Annotated in this window: 12 protein-coding genes; 4 read left to right on the top strand and 8 right to left on the bottom strand. The window is 66.5% G+C overall.

The genetic code is table 11. The annotated features are described in order from the left end of the window. The first annotated feature begins 12 nt into the window (after window positions 1–12). Window positions 13–2,184, top strand: a complete 2,172-nt coding sequence (gene glyS / locus DRB17_RS15645) for a glycine--tRNA ligase subunit beta (RefSeq protein ID WP_114583163.1) — start codon at window positions 13–15, stop codon at window positions 2,182–2,184. A gap of 7 nt (window positions 2,185–2,191) precedes the next feature. Next, window positions 2,192–4,897 carry a pyruvate, phosphate dikinase gene (ppdK, locus tag DRB17_RS15640; protein ID WP_114583162.1) on the top strand — a complete coding sequence of 902 codons (2,706 nt, stop codon included), beginning with the start codon at window positions 2,192–2,194 and terminating at the stop codon, window positions 4,895–4,897. Between the two features lie 132 nt (window positions 4,898–5,029). On the opposite strand, the gene DRB17_RS15635 is transcribed toward ppdK, so the two are convergent. Then, the gene (locus DRB17_RS15635; protein WP_114583161.1) at window positions 5,030–5,941 is read right to left on the bottom strand and encodes a branched-chain amino acid aminotransferase; all 912 of its coding nucleotides are present in this window, start codon (window positions 5,939–5,941) and stop codon (window positions 5,030–5,032) included. A gap of 191 nt (window positions 5,942–6,132) precedes the next feature. Here DRB17_RS15635 and DRB17_RS15630 point away from each other — a divergent pair, with 191 nt between their 5' ends. Both DRB17_RS15630 and DRB17_RS15625 read left to right on the top strand, forming a co-directional pair. Then, window positions 6,133–6,642, top strand: a complete 510-nt coding sequence (locus DRB17_RS15630; protein ID WP_114583160.1) for a MarR family winged helix-turn-helix transcriptional regulator — start codon at window positions 6,133–6,135, stop codon at window positions 6,640–6,642. 28 nt (window positions 6,643–6,670) lie between these two features. Continuing rightward, the gene (locus DRB17_RS15625) at window positions 6,671–7,366 is read left to right on the top strand and encodes a response regulator (protein WP_114583159.1); all 696 of its coding nucleotides are present in this window, start codon (window positions 6,671–6,673) and stop codon (window positions 7,364–7,366) included. A gap of 29 nt (window positions 7,367–7,395) precedes the next feature. Here the strand turns inward: DRB17_RS15625 and DRB17_RS15620 are convergent, their stop codons facing one another. The 7 genes from DRB17_RS15620 to DRB17_RS15590 form a co-directional block, all read right to left on the bottom strand. Beyond that, the gene (locus DRB17_RS15620; RefSeq protein ID WP_114583158.1) at window positions 7,396–7,746 is read right to left on the bottom strand and encodes a tRNA-binding protein; all 351 of its coding nucleotides are present in this window, start codon (window positions 7,744–7,746) and stop codon (window positions 7,396–7,398) included. Window positions 7,747–7,928: 182 nt separating this feature from the next. After that, complete coding sequence (locus DRB17_RS15615) at window positions 7,929–8,414, bottom strand: phasin family protein (RefSeq protein ID WP_114583202.1); 486 nt, start codon at window positions 8,412–8,414, stop codon at window positions 7,929–7,931. A gap of 162 nt (window positions 8,415–8,576) precedes the next feature. Beyond that, window positions 8,577–9,221: a TetR/AcrR family transcriptional regulator gene (locus DRB17_RS15610; RefSeq protein WP_114583157.1), complete on the bottom strand. Its 645-nt coding sequence runs from the start codon at window positions 9,219–9,221 to the stop codon at window positions 8,577–8,579. Between the two features lie 77 nt (window positions 9,222–9,298). After that, entirely contained in the window at window positions 9,299–9,790 is a 492-nt protein-coding gene (locus tag DRB17_RS15605; protein WP_114583156.1) for a YbaK/EbsC family protein, read from the bottom strand. Window positions 9,791–9,797: 7 nt separating this feature from the next. Beyond that, complete coding sequence (gene proC / locus DRB17_RS15600; RefSeq protein ID WP_114583155.1) at window positions 9,798–10,616, bottom strand: pyrroline-5-carboxylate reductase; 819 nt, start codon at window positions 10,614–10,616, stop codon at window positions 9,798–9,800. 44 nt (window positions 10,617–10,660) lie between these two features. Continuing rightward, window positions 10,661–11,164: a type III secretion system chaperone family protein gene (locus tag DRB17_RS15595; protein ID WP_114583154.1), complete on the bottom strand. Its 504-nt coding sequence runs from the start codon at window positions 11,162–11,164 to the stop codon at window positions 10,661–10,663. Between the two features lie 183 nt (window positions 11,165–11,347). After that, a complete protein-coding gene (locus DRB17_RS15590) occupies window positions 11,348–14,602 on the bottom strand; it encodes a YhdP family protein (protein ID WP_114583153.1) in 3,255 nt (1,084 codons plus the stop codon). Window positions 14,603–14,665 lie beyond the last annotated feature (63 nt).

The following is a 14,665-nucleotide window of genomic DNA, read 5'->3' as shown; positions in this document are numbered from 1 at the left end:
TGAGGCGGCGCTGTGGCTGAATTTCTGCTTGAGCTGTTTTCCGAGGAGATTCCGGCGCGCATGCAGGCGCGCGCGGCCGCCGAGCTGAAGCGGCTGGCAAGCGACAAGCTGGCCGAAGCGGGCCTCGCTTTCGACGCGGCGGAAAGCTTCGTCACGCCCCGGCGCCTGACGCTTTCCATCATTGGCCTGCCCGAGAAGCAGCCCGATACGACGGAGGAGAAGAAGGGGCCGAAGGTTGGCGCGCCGCAGAAGGCACTCGACGGCTTCCTGCGCGCCAACGGCCTTGCCTCGGCCGACGAGGCCGAGCAGCGCGAGACCGAGAAGGGCACCTTCTACTTCGTGGTCCGCCACATGGCCGGCCGGCCGACGACGGAGGTGCTCGCCGGCATCGTGCCGGAACTGGCGCGTGGCCTGTCCTGGCCGAAGTCGATGCGCTGGGCGACCTACGGCATGCGCTATGTGCGGCCGCTGCACGGCGTGCTTGCGCTGTTCGACGGGGCGCCCATTGCCGGGGAACTGGAACTTGGCGGCCGGACGCTGACCTTCGGGCGGGAGACACGCGGCCACCGATTCCTCGCACCCGCAGCCTTTGAGGTTACCTCGACAGCGGACTATCGCGCGAAGCTGGAAAAGGCCAAAGTCGTGCTCGATCCGGCCGAGCGGCGCGAGCGGATTCGTGCACGGGCCGAAACCCTGGCGGCGGACGAGGGCCTGCGGGTCAAGGACGACCCCGGCCTGCTGGAGGAAAACGTTGGCCTTGCAGAGTGGCCGGTCGTTCTGATGGGCCGTATCGACGCGCAGTTCATGGAACTGCCGCCCGAGGTGCTCACAGTCTCGATGCGCACGCACCAGAAGTATTTCGCGCTTGAGCGGGCGGACGGATCGCTGGCCCCGCGGTTCCTATTGGTCTCCAACATGGAAACACCGGACGGCGGCGCCGCCATTGTCGCCGGCAACGAGCGGGTGCTGCGAGCACGGCTGTCGGACGCGCAGTTCTTCTGGGAGCAGGACCGTAAGGAAAGCCTGGTGGACCGGGTTTCCGCGCTCCAGGACGTGGTGTTCCACGCCCGCCTCGGATCGCTGCACCACAAGGTCGACCGGATGGAGGCGTTGGCCGTCACCATCGCCGACTGGATCGCGGAGGCGAACCGCGACAAGGTGCGCTCCGCCGCGCTTCTGGCCAAGGCGGACCTGACCACCGGCATGGTGGGCGAGTTTCCCGAGCTGCAGGGCGTGATGGGCCGGTATTACGCGCTGGCCGACGGCGAGGCGCCCGAGGTGGCGGAGGCGATTGCCGACCACTACGCGCCGCAGGGGCCGAACGACCGCTGCCCCGATGCGCCGGTGTCGGTGGCCGTGTCGCTGGCCGACAAGCTGGACACGCTGACCGGCTTCTTCACCATCGGGGAGAAGCCGACCGGCTCCAAGGACCCCTTCGCGCTGCGCCGGGCGGCGCTGGGCGTGATTCGGCTTATCGTGGAGAACGAACTGCGGCTGCCGCTCGGAAAGGTGCTGGCGGAGGCGTTCCACCTGCAGCCCGAGGATGCGCAGCAGGCATTCCGCTCCCACCTTGCCGCCGCCGCGCAGGCCAGCGACCGGGGCGTCAGCGCGGCCGAGCATGTGCCGCATGCCGAGGAGGCGTTGACCGGCGAAGTGCTGGACTTCCTGATGGATCGGCTGAAGGTGGTGCTGCGCGACCGGGGCGTACGCCACGACCTGATCTCCGCCATCTTCGCCGTGGAGGCGCCCGAAGGCGGGCCGGAAGACGACCTCGTTCGCCTGCTGGCACGGGTCGAGGCGCTGCGCGCCTTCCTGCAGAGCGACGACGGCGCCAACCTGCTGACCGCCTATCGTCGCGCCGGCAACATCGTCCGCATCGAGGAGAAGAAGGACAAGGCCAGCTACCGCGACGTCGATCCGGCCCTGTTCCAGGACGCGGCGGAGAAGGCGGTTTGGCAGAATTTGTCGGCCGTTCGCGAAACCATCGGCAAGGCGCTCCGGGGCGAAACGTTCCAGGACGCCATGACGGAGCTTGCCCGCCTGCGCGCGCCGATCGACGACTTCTTCGAAAAAGTCATGGTGAACACGGATGACCGCGCCGTGCGCGCCAATCGGCTGGCTCTTCTGCATAGCATCGTGACCGTAATGAACCAGGTCGCGGATTTCTCGAAGATCGAGGGGTAAGGGTGCCATGACCAAGTGGGTCTACAGTTTCGGCCCGAACGGCTCGGAAGGCCGGGCCGACATGCGGAACCTCCTGGGCGGCAAGGGCGCGAATCTGGCCGAGATGGCCTCGCTGGCGCTGCCGGTGCCGCCGGGCTTCACCATTACCACCGAGGTCTGCATCTTTCACACGCAGAACGGCGGCTATCCCGACGGCCTCTCGGATCAGGTGAGCAAGGCCTTGCGAAAGATCGAGGCGGAGCTTGGCACCACCTTCGGCGACCCGGAGAACCCGTTGCTGGTTTCCGTGCGCTCGGGCGCGCGGGTGTCGATGCCGGGCATGATGGATACTGTGCTCAACCTCGGCCTGAATGACGAAACGGTCGAAGGGCTGGCCCGAAAGTCGGGCGACCGGCGTTTCGCGTTCGACAGCTACCGCCGTTTTATCCAGATGTACGGCGACGTGGTGATGGGCGTGGAGCATCACCGCTTCGAAGACATCCTGGAGATGTTCAAGGAGGATAAGGGCGTTACGCTGGATACCGAGCTGTCGGCCGAGGACTGGCAGGCGGTCATCGAGCAGTACAAGGCCGTTGTGGCCGAGGACGCCGACATCCCCTTCCCGCAGGAGCCGGAGAAGCAGCTTTGGGGCGCCATCGCGGCCGTGTTCGACTCCTGGATGAACCAGCGTGCCATCACCTATCGTAAGCTACACAACATCCCCGAGAACTGGGGCACCGCCGTCAACGTCCAGGCCATGGTGTTCGGCAACATGGGCGCGGACTGCGCCACCGGCGTGGCGTTCACGCGTGACCCCTCGACAGGCGACAACGACTTCTATGGCGAGTTCCTGATCAACGCGCAGGGCGAGGATGTGGTCGCCGGAATCCGCACTCCGCAGCCGCTGACCATACGCTCCAGAGAGCAGAACGGCGGCGGCCTGCCGTCGATGGAAGAAACCATGCCGGATGTCTACCAGCAGCTTTGCGATGTGCGAGCGAAGCTGGAGACGCATTACCGCGACATGCAGGATATCGAGTTCACCGTGCAGCGCGGCACCCTGTTCATGCTGCAGACGCGCAACGGCAAGCGCACGGCCTCCGCGGCGCTCAAGATTGCCGTGGACATGGTGCGCGACGGCGTCCTTGGCGAGGCCGAGGCGGTGCAGCGGGTGACGCCGAACTCGCTGGATCAGCTTCTGCACCCAACTCTCGACCCCACGGCCGAGCGCGATGTGATCGCACGTGGCCTGCCGGCCTCGCCGGGTGCGGCCTCGGGTCGGATCGTCTTCAGCGCCGACCATGCGGAGCAGCAGGCGCACGCGGGCGAGAAGGTGATTCTCTGCCGCGTCGAGACCTCGCCGGAAGACATCCACGGCATGCATGCCGCCGAGGGCATCCTGACCACGCGCGGGGGCATGACTTCGCACGCCGCGGTGGTGGCGCGCGGCATGGGCCGTCCCTGCGTGGCCGGCGCGGGCGAGCTGCGCATCGACTACAAGACCGGCAAGCTTCGCGTGCGCGACGTGGAACTGAGCGAGGGCGATATCATCACTATCGACGGTGCTTCCGGCGAGGTGATGCGCGGTGAGGTGCCGACGGTGCAGCCGGAACTTTCCGGCGATTTCGCCACGCTGATGGGCTGGGCCGACGGCATCCGCACGATGAAGGTGCGCACCAACGCCGAGACTCCTGCGGACGCGCGCACCGCCGTCAAGTTCGGGGCCGAGGGCATCGGCCTTTGCCGCACCGAGCATATGTTTTTCGAGGCCGACCGCATCGTGGCGGTGCGCGAGATGATCCTGGCGGACAGTGTCGAGGGTCGGCGCGGCCCGCTGGAGCGCATCCTGCCGATGCAGCGCCAGGACTTCGTCGAGCTGTTCCGGATCATGAAGGGGCTGCCCGTCACCATCCGCCTGCTGGACCCGCCGTTGCACGAGTTCCTGCCGCGCGAGGACGCGGAGATGGAGCAGGTGGCCAAGGCCGCCGGGGTGACAGTGGATCAGGTCCGCACGCGCGCCCTGAAGCTGGCGGAAGCGAATCCGATGCTGGGCCATCGCGGTTGCCGCCTCGGCATCACCTATCCCGAGATTTACGAGATGCAGGCCCGGGCGATCTTCGAGGCGGCGGCCGAGGTCGCGGCCGATTCGGGCGAGACGGTCGAGCCGGAAATCATGATCCCGCTGGTCGCCATCGAGAAGGAACTGGAGATCCTGCGCGGCCTCGTGGACCGTGTGGCGCGCGAGGTGATGGAGGCGAAGGGCGTCGAGATCAGCTATCTGGTCGGCACCATGATCGAACTGCCGCGCGCCGCCCTGACCTCGGAGCATATCGCGAAGCACGCCGAGTTCTTCTCGTTCGGCACGAACGACCTGACGCAGACCACTTTCGGCCTGTCCCGCGACGACGCCGCGAATTTCCTGCCGGCCTACGAGGAGCAGGGCATCCTGGCGAACGATCCGTTCATCACCCTGGACCCGGTGGGGGTGGGCAAGCTGGTCGAAATCGCAAGCGACGGCGGCCGCAAGACCCGCCCGGACATCAAGCTCGGCATATGCGGTGAGCACGGTGGCGACCCGGCGTCCATCGACTTCTGCCAGGGCGTGGGTCTAGACTATGTATCCTGCTCGCCGTTCCGCGTGCCGATCGCCCGGCTGGCGGCGGCGCAGGCCGCGCTCGCCCATGACGAACCCGCCAAGGCCTCCGGGCAGACGGCGAAACGTAAGGCTGGCTAGGCTCGCCGATCCAGCCGGCTTGGATTGCTGCTGGCTGTGGTGCCGAACGCGATAACATGCCCTGGAACAAAAAAGCGGCGCCCCGATGGGCGCCGCTTTGCGTTTCGAGGCCGTTCGAGCCGGGTGCGAGGCTCAGGCGGCGCTGGCCGAGGCGCTGGCGGCCCGCTCGTCGCCGCGCTGAACCAGCTCGTCGTAGGCGGTCAGCAAATTGCGGGTGATCTCGCCGACGGTGAAGGTGTGCTCGTCGATCTCGCGCACCGGCGTTACTTCGACGGCGGTGCCGGAGATGAAGACCTCGTCCGTCTTCGCAAGCTCTTCGGGCATGATGGCGCGCTCGTGGACCGTATAGCCGTGCTGGCGGGCGAGGTCGATGACCGTGCGCCGGGTTATACCGTCCAAAAAGCAGTCCGGAACCGGCGTGTGAAGTTCGCCGTTCTGGACCAGGAAGATATTCGCGCCGGTCGCCTCGGCGATCCGGCCGCGGTAGTCCAGCATCAGCGCGTCGTTATAGCCCTCGGCCTCGACCTGATGCTTCGACATGGTGCAGATCATGTAAAGGCCGGCCGCCTTGGATTTCACCGGCGCGGTATCGGGCGCCGGGCGGCGCCAGGGCGCGGTCTTCATGCGGATGCCCTGCATGCGCGCCTCGGGCGTGAAATACGACGGCCACTCCCAGGCGGCGATGGCGACATTGACCGAGTTCTGCTGCGCGGAGACGCCCATCATCTCGCTGCCGCGCCAGGCGACGGGGCGCACATAGCCGTCGGCGATCCCGTTCGCGTGCAAGACTTCTTCGGCTGCGGCGTTGATCTCGTCCACCGAATAGGGGATACGGAAGCCGAGAATCTCGGCGGAGTCGTGCAGACGCTGGTGATGTTCGTCGCGCTTGAAGATGCGGCCGTTATAGACGCGCTCACCTTCGAAAACACAGTCCGCGTAGTGCAGACCATGTGTAAGGACATGAATCTTGGCCTCGCGCCAGGGCACGAGTTTACCGTTCATCCAGATGTGACCGTCTCGGTCGTCGAAAGGGATCATTGCCATGACGCACCCGTTCGCTCTTGCTCGTGTGGGCCTCGTATCGTCTTGTGCGGGCGCTGCAAGCCGTCCGCGGCTTACCGGCCGTCTGGGCATTCCCCGGAAGGCTTCGGTTTGTTACACCGAGTTTAACCGATGAGGAACATTCTGTCGAAGCCGGTCGCCCGCTCGTAACATCATTAGCGATATACGTCAACATGGCTGACGTAAAAACAGGTCCGAATCCTCTCTTCCTGCGCGAGGAGGAACTGCGCCAGGCGATGGAATTGCTGTTCTTCGCCTATCGCGATTTCACGGCCGTACCGGACAAGATCCTGTCCAAGTACGGCTTCGGCCGCGCGCACCGGCGGGTGATCTACTTCGTCGAGCGCTATCCCGGAATCACCGTCAGCGAGCTGCTCGGGATCCTACAGATCACCAAGCAGAGCCTGTCGCGGGTGCTGAGCCAACTCGTGCGCGAGGGCTTCATCGTGCAACATCCGGGCGAACGGGACCGGCGCCAGCGCAGGTTGGAGTTGACCGAGAAGGGCAGGGCGCTGGAGCATGAGCTGAGCGAAAACCAGCGGCAGCTTATTGCCCGCGCCTACCGCGAGGCGGGGGCAGAGGCTGTCGAGGGTTTCCGGCAGGTGATGCTGGGCATCATGGAAGAGCCGGACCGCCAGCGCTTCGAGCGGCGCGAGGGCCAGCGTAGCGGCGGCCGGCGCTAGCCGGCGGCCGGATGGCGCTTCTATAGTGATGGTCATGCAGCAGGGCGAGGAAGCCGCACATATCCTTGTGGTCGACGACGACACGCGCTTGCGCGCGCTGCTGCAGCGCTATCTGGTGGAGCAGGGGTTTCGCGTCACCGTGGCGGAGAATGCGGCGGACGCCCGCGACAAGCTGCGGGCGCTGACCTTCGATCTGCTGGTTCTCGACATCATGATGCCGGGCGAGAGTGGCCTTGATCTGACCGAGTCGCTGCGGCGCAATAACGGCGTGCCAATCCTGCTTCTGACGGCGATGACCGAGGCCGACGATCGGATCGAGGGGTTGAGCCGGGGCGCCGACGACTATCTCGCCAAGCCGTTCGAGCCGCGCGAGCTGGTGTTGCGGATCAACGCCATCCTGCGCCGCGTGCCGCAGCGAGAGGTCGACCCGTCGGTGGTGGCCTTTGGCGGCTACGAATTCGACGTCGCTCGCGCGGAACTTCGAATGGGCCCGAAGGCCGTGCGCCTGACCGAGGCCGAGACGGCCTTGCTTGCCGCCCTGGCGCGGCAGCCGGGGGTGGCCTTGACGCGCGAGGCGCTTTGCGATGCAAGCGGGATAGAGGGCGGCCGGCGGACCATCGACGTGCAGATGACGCGGCTACGCCGGAAGATCGAGGACGATCCCAAGTACCCCCGCTATCTGCGCACGGTGCGGGGCACGGGCTATGTCCTTATGGCCGATTAGCACCAATCAAGCGGCGCGCTTGCCGCGATTCAATAAAGCACACCGCCGTTCGGGACCGGCCGCTCCGGCGAAATCAAGACCACCTCCCCGTCCGGGTCGGGGAAGCCCAGGACCAACACCTCGGACATGAACTTGCCGACCTGCTTGGGCGGGAAGTTGACCACGGCGGCAACCTGACGGCCCAGGAGGCCGGGTCGCGCGTAATGCTTGGTGATCTGGGCCGATGTCTTTCGGGTGCCGATCTCGGGGCCGAAATCGACCCAGAGCTTGAAGGCGGGGCGGCGGGCTTCCGGGAAATCCTCGACACGCACAATGGTGCCGACCCGGATGTCGATCTTCTGGAAATCCGCGAAGGATATCTCAGACTTGCGTTCAGGCATGGCTCCCCCGGTCTCAAGCTGCGGGGGAGGCTCTAGCATCACCGCTCACGAACGACAAGCCGGTGCCCTATGGCGTTGGCTGTCTCGCGACACGAAAAGGACCGCCGGCACCATCAGCCGGCGGTCCTTTGGAACAGCGTGTACGGACCGGCTATATGCCGCGTCCCGCGAGGCTCGCGAGATCAGGCGCTCTTCGCAGTGGCGGCCTTCTGGGCCTCCTTGGTCGCCTGCGCGACACTGTTGCGAATCTCGTCGAAGCCCTCGGTCACACGGGTGTTGATCAGGTCAAGCGCCTCGGTCTGCGACTTCGCGCTCATCTCGGCGAGTTCGCGCATGTTCTTGATCGCGGTCTCGAACGCGTTCTTCGCGATCTCGGTCTGCTTGGAGACGCGGTCCTCCGGCGCGTTGGCCGTGCCGACGTCCTGCATCGCCTTCACGGACTCGTCCATCGCCTGGCGGAGGATCTCACCCTGGCGCTGAGCGACGGCCTGCATGCCCTCGAACGCGACGCGATTGGCCTGTGTGATGGCCTCGATGTTCTTACGCTGCGCTTCGATCAGCGCCTTGCTGTCCAGGCCAGGAACCTGGAACTGGTCGGCGTAACGCTTGAAGTCGAAGATGTTGCTGAAGTCCTGATCCAGGAACGGATTGCCGGTCTTGGTCGCCATGATGCATTCCTCCTCGCATTGGCAGTCCCGCGTCATGCTGCGGTGCACAACGCTGAACCGTATGTGAGACCAAGAGGGCTCTGTGTCAAGAGAAGTTTTTGCGGTGCACAAAACGCGACCGGAAGGAGAGCGTCCGGGTACGCACGAGCCTGAACCGAGGTGTCAAGCGTCGTGCGGCGCGGTGCCGTGGCTTTCCCGGCGAGCGGGGCGCAGTCCCTCCAGCACGGCTGCGGGCCGTTCGATGCGCCGCAATAATCCATCGAGCGAGGCCATCGTCTTGGCCATGTCTGCGCTGTCGTCCTCCAGCCATGTGCGCAGCGTCGCGGCGTATATGGCGCACAGGGCCTCGACCCGAAGTTCGCCCCGCAACCCGGAGCTACTGAGGTTTGCGGCTTCGAGCATCCAGCGCATCGAGCGGTGAAGCTGCCGCAGCCCGCCAAGAGCCAGTAACGGGTCGCGCCGATAGGCATCGAGAATGTTGCGGATCGACTCGCGATGGGGCTGCAGATGATCGAAGCGCAGCATCAGGATGTCGAACAGGCGGTCGCGGGCTGGTTCTTCCAGATCCTCGCCGGCCTGCTCCGCCAGCACCGCCTCGTCGACGCGGTGCGAGAAGGCCGCCAGGACTTCCTGCTTGCCGGGGAAGCGGCCATACAGCCTCGACAGCGGCACGCCCGCTTTCTGGGCGATGTCGAGCAGGGAGACCTGCTCCCAGCCCTTTTGGGCAGCGAGTTCCATTGCCGCATCGATCACGCGGTCCGTGTCGATGCCAGTGCCGTTTCCGCCCGAGTGCTGTGCTTGGGTCATCGCAGTTGTTCCGTTGCCGTGCAGTCATGCCTCGCTTCGAGACTTAGAGCATGACGAGGATGATGCCACCGGCAGGCTCAGTCCAGCTTCACGTCCGCCACCGTGCCGCCGGTCATCGTCTCCAGGTGGGCCGGATCCAGCCGGAACACGGCATCCGGCGCGCCCGCAGCCGCCCAGATTTCGGAGAAGCCGAGGAGGTCGGCGTCGATGACGGTGAGCGGCTGCTCCTTATGGCCGAGCGGCGCCACGCCGCCTATGGCGAAGCCGGTCTTGGTCCGGACGTAACCGGCGTCCGCTCTCGCAATCGCTTCGCCCAGCGCGTCGGCGACCCGATCGGGGTCGACGCGGTTGGCGCCGCTTGCAATGACAAGGACGGGGCGGTCACCGTTCTCCGTGCGGAACACAAGCGACTTGCCAATCTGCGCCAGTTCGCAGCCGACCGCCGCTGCCGCTTCCTCGGAGGTGCGCGCGCTGTCACCGAAACGCACGATCTCCGCCTGGTAGCCAGCTGCCACCAGCGCATCATGGACGCGCTTGACGCTACCCTTCAATTTCAATGGAGCCGTCATCGTGCGCCTAGCCCGCAAGCTCGCGGCTTCGGCGCGCGGCGGCGGCGACAGCCTTCCTCATCAGCGGCTCCAAGCCGTCGTCCGCCATCAGCACGTTCAGGGCGGCCTCGGTGGTGCCGCCGGGACTGGTGACGTTCCGGCGAAGCTGGGCGGCCGGCTCCCCGCTTCGACGCGCCAACTCACCGGCCCCGGATACGGTGGCGCTTGCAATCCGCGTGGCAAGGTCTTCCGGCAAGCCAGCATCGATGCCGGCGGCGGCCAGGCATTCGATCATGTAGAAGACATAGGCCGGGCCGCTGCCGGAAACGGCGGTCACCGCGTCGATCAGCGACTCGTCCTCGACCCAGCCGGTTTCTCCGACACCGCGCAGCAGCTCGTCGCAGGCGTCTTTCTGTTCGGCGCCGACATTGGCATTTGCGCAAAGCACGGTGACGCCGCGCCCCACCGCCGACGGCGTGTTCGGGATCGAGCGCACGACCGCCGCGCCGCTGCCCAGGATCGCCTCGAAGGAGGCGATGGTGCGCCCGGCGGCGATGGAGAGGAACACGGTGTCCGGCGCCACGAACCGCCGGTAATCGGGCACGACCTTGTCCATCACCTGCGGCTTCACGGCCAGGATGACCACGCCGGGGCGCAGCTCCGCCGGCAGTTCCTCCGCCGCGGCGACCGCGTTGACGCCGTGCGCCGCCAGTACCTTCCGGGCCTCTTCGCCCGGCTCGACGACGTGGACCGAAGATGCCTCGACCCCGCGCGCCAGCCAACCTTCCAGCAGCGCGCCCCCCATCTTGCCGCCGCCGACAAGCAGCAGCGTTCCCTGGATCGTCATGGAACTCCCCGAATCTATCCGCCTCTTTGGCGCCGCAACTCCGATCAGGCCTCGCCGACGGTTTCCATCATCGCGGCGGCGACCGCCTCCGCGCAGGACTGGCCGCCCCAGACCACAAGCTGCAGCGCGGGGTAGAAACGGTCGCACTCCAGGACGGCGGTGTCCACAAGGTCTTCAAGCTGTTCCACGCTGGCGCCGCGCGTGCCGCGCAACGGTACGGTATGTCGGAAGAACAGCGTGCCGTCCTCGGCGGAATAGTCGAAATGCCCCAGCCAGAGCTTCTCGTTGAACAGGGCGACAAGTTCGCGGACCTGACGCCGCTTGGTGTCGGGAACCCGCGACTCGAAGTGGCAGGCGAAGTAGATGGCGTGAAGCTCTTCGTGCCAGACCGACCAGATCTGGTAGTCGGTCCAGCGGCCACGGACCTGGACGGCCAGCTCGAAGTCGCTTGCGCGGTCGAAGACCCAGTCGTTGGCGGTGACCAGCTCCTCCAGCAGATCCAGTGGATTTCCGGGGTGATTGTCGAAGGATTTGGCGAGCGTCGTCATGGCTTGGCTTGCGCTCCCTGCACCAGGGCCGAAGGCACCCCTGCCGTCGGCGATGGATAGCCAAAATTCGAAATATCGGGTCGCCGTCGGTTCTGCATACCAGATTTAGAGCGTGCCAGGATCAATTCGCGGGCGCAACAATAGTATTTCCGTTCACTTGTGGATAAATCTTTTCAGCAGCGCTTACCGCCCGCTCTGTGGCGGCAGGGCGCGCGGCGGCTCGCTGTCCGTTCCGCCGGAGCCGGCGCTCAAGTCGAACAGCCCGCGCAGGAAGCCGGGCGCCAGGGCGGACAGTGGATTGACGTCGATATCCGGATCCTGCAGCGGCCCACTCAAGCTATAGGTCACGGCAAACACGCCTTCCCCCTTGCCGCCCGTAAGCAGGCTTCCAAGAACCGGAATCTTGCCGAGGACCCGGTTCACCGAAGCCGCCGGCACGATGGTGCCCCGCAGATCGCTGGTGTCCCGCTTCACATCCAGGTGGCCCTTGGCGGTAATGCCAAGAGCCGGCCCATAGGCATGGACGAAGTCCGTGGACATGACGCTGCCCTCGACCACGACGTCGCCGTAAAACCGCTGAAAACCGATTCCCTTGCCTTGCAGGACGTCACTGATGCCGGTGAGCGAGGCAAGCGTAAGGAGTTTGGCGAGGGCCGGCGCCCGGGCGATCTTGAACTTGCGCAGGTCGATACTGGCGTCTATCGGGCTTGCCGGGTCGATGCCGCGCGACAGGCCCTCGACGGTCAGCCGTCCGCCTTCCAGTGTATCGGCCATGTCCATTGCCCGAAGTGCGGCCCCGGTGTCCCCGGCCGTGATCCTGACGGCGCGCCGTCCGTCCGGGCGAGGCGCGTAACTCAGGAACAGGCGTGTCGGACCGGTTCCGGCCGCGTCAGCAGGCAGCTCTCCGTCGCCGTTGGGAATGGCCGCGAACTGTTCGGGGACGCTTGCTTCGAGATAGAGCTGGCGCCACCATCCGTCCGGTCCGCGCTCAGCCGCCAGATCGACGTCGCTGAGGTAGCGCCCATCGCCGAATCGCAGTCGCGCCAGCCGGACATCGCGAATGCGTACCGGTGGGCCAGGGTCGCCCGACGCGTTGCGCTGTTCGCCGTTTCGCTCTGTGTCCAGGCGTTTCAACAGGGGGTCTGCGTCGAAAGCACCGCCTTCAACGGAGATGGTCCACACGCCCTCGCTTCGCTGTGCCGCCACCTTGTTCAGCCGGGTGTTCGACAGCGTGAAGGTGTCCAGCCGGATGCCTTTCACCGACGCGCCATCCTCTCCGAACTCGACGGAGCCGTGCGTGCCAAGCTGGGAGGACATATCGCCGCCCGCTTCGAGACTGAACCGCCGGAGGCCCATCGGTTTGCCAGCCTTCAGGCGCAGGTCCAGTCGGGCCTCGCCCGCATCACCCGGTGGCTTCTGCCACGCCAGGGTCGGCAGAGCCATCGACGCGTCGCGAAGATTGAGCGCCGCCTTGACGAAACCGCTTCCCTCGGCGTCGGTCCGGGCCCGCAGGTTGGCGGATACCGGGCCATCCAGGAACGGCCTGGCCTCGAGGCCGAGACGTTCGAGGTCGGCGGGCGTTATCCGCGGTATTTGCGCTGCGATCTCGCTGCGGTAGTCGGCCGCCTCTTCGAAGTTCTCCCGCCAGTCCAGGTGGAGGGGCAAGGCGCCCAGGCTGACCGGGCCCTTGAGGTTCATGCCCGACTTGTCGACACGCAGGTCGAACGCGCCGCCGCGCGCGTCCTGACCCAGCAGGAAATTCTCGGCCTCGACGCGCTCCAGCCGTGCGTTCGCCTCCACCTCGACCTCGTCCATCGTCAGTTCGGCGAGGAGCGGGAAGCGGAATACCGCGTTCGTGTCGGCTTCGCCGGATGTCGTGGCCGGATCGATGCCGAGCGGCTCCATCAGGTCGAGCCGTGGGTGATCAAGGGTTTCCAGTGCGTCGCGAAGCGGCCCCCGCACGTCCAGGTCGATGGCTATCCAGTGGTCGGTGCCGTCCAGGCCAGTGATTTCCACTCGCGCACCCGTGACCTCCAGGCTATCGCGCCGGCCGCTGGCGACATCGAGATTGAAGCTGTCGGCATCGAAGGTGGCCGTGCCGCCGACATTCGTCACGGGCGGCATTGGCCGAAGGTAGTGCACGTCGAGACCGCTGAACGCGATGTTCCCGCCCAGTTCCAGCAGTTCGGCGGCCGCCGGATCGCCTTCCGAAAGCCGGACGTCGTAGCGCATGCCGGTCACATCGGCCTTGCCGGCGCGGATGTTCTCCGTCACCCAGGCGCGCGAGTTGCCCCCGACGCCGTGCGGCCAGTAACGCGCCAGATCATTGACGGCCACATTCTCGATGCTGGTTTCGCCGGAAACGCGGATGTCGCCCGACAGGGCATCCGCCGTCGCCGTCGCACGGATTGTCGGCCCCGCGTCCTCCGGCGTGCCGAAATTCAGCTCCAGGGTTTCCAGGGTCAGCTTGTCGGCGGCGCGATCGAGGCGGGCGCTCGCGCTGACGGCGCGCACCGGCACCGGTTCCGGAAGGTAGCCGGGCCAGGCGATCTCGCCCTGGTCGCCTTGCAGGTTGGCGCTGATGTTGCCGATGCGGCCCGACAGGTCGAACGAGGTGCCAAGGGTTCCGGCCAGCGGCACGCTGATGCCGGCCACATCGGAGAGCTGCGGCACGCTGGCCGCCAGGGCTGACGGCTTCAGGTTGCGCACGTCGGCCAGGATACCGATCCGACGTTCCGCTGCCCTGTATTGGAGCGAGCTGGAGGCCGTAACAAGGTCCCCGCCAAGGCGCACGCGCATGTCGGCAGTGCCCGCAATGCCGAAGGCTTCTCGCCGCAGGGCGATATTGGCCGTCGGCGCCCACCAGACCACGTCGAGGATTTCGTCGCGCACCGCCAGACTGGCGCCAGCGATGCGGACGGTTTCCAGGTACGACAGCCGGCGCTCGGGCCGGGGCGCGGCCATCAGGTCGGCCAGGACGTCGGGCAGGATGTCGGAAACGTCGCCCGCCTCGCCTGGCTCGGCATCGACGGGCGGCCCGAACCGGAAGCCCTTGGCATCCCGCACGACAGTCAGCCGCGCGCCGCGCGCGACAATCTCCGTCGGCGCCAGGGTGCCCGCCACCAGCGCCGGAAACGAGAGCTTCAGGTCGAGCGCGGGCACCCGTGCCAGCGTCTCGGTGTCGCTGCGAACGGCGACGTCCGTGACCCGCAGTGCCACCGTTTCCGGCCAGCCTTCCCAGGCCAGGACGGTGCCACCTAGCTCGACGGACACGCCCTCCTCGGCGTCGCTGAGGGCCGCCTGCAGGCGTGGCGTGAGGAAATCCAGCTCGACCGGCCCCTGCGACAGCCGCCAGAACAGGACGCCGGTCACGATGGTGGCAAGCGCCGCCACGCCCACGATCGCTTCGAGCGCGATTTTCGTACTGCGTCGGATCAAACCCGCCTCACGCGCGGCGCCGCCACCTTGACCTTCGGCTCCGGCTTGCGCAGGCTCGCGAAA

This window comes from Ferruginivarius sediminum (assembly GCF_003344765.1).
Taxonomy (GTDB): Bacteria; Pseudomonadota; Alphaproteobacteria; order Kiloniellales; family Rhodovibrionaceae; genus Ferruginivarius; species Ferruginivarius sediminum.
This window is presented reverse-complemented; position numbering and strand designations above follow the sequence as displayed.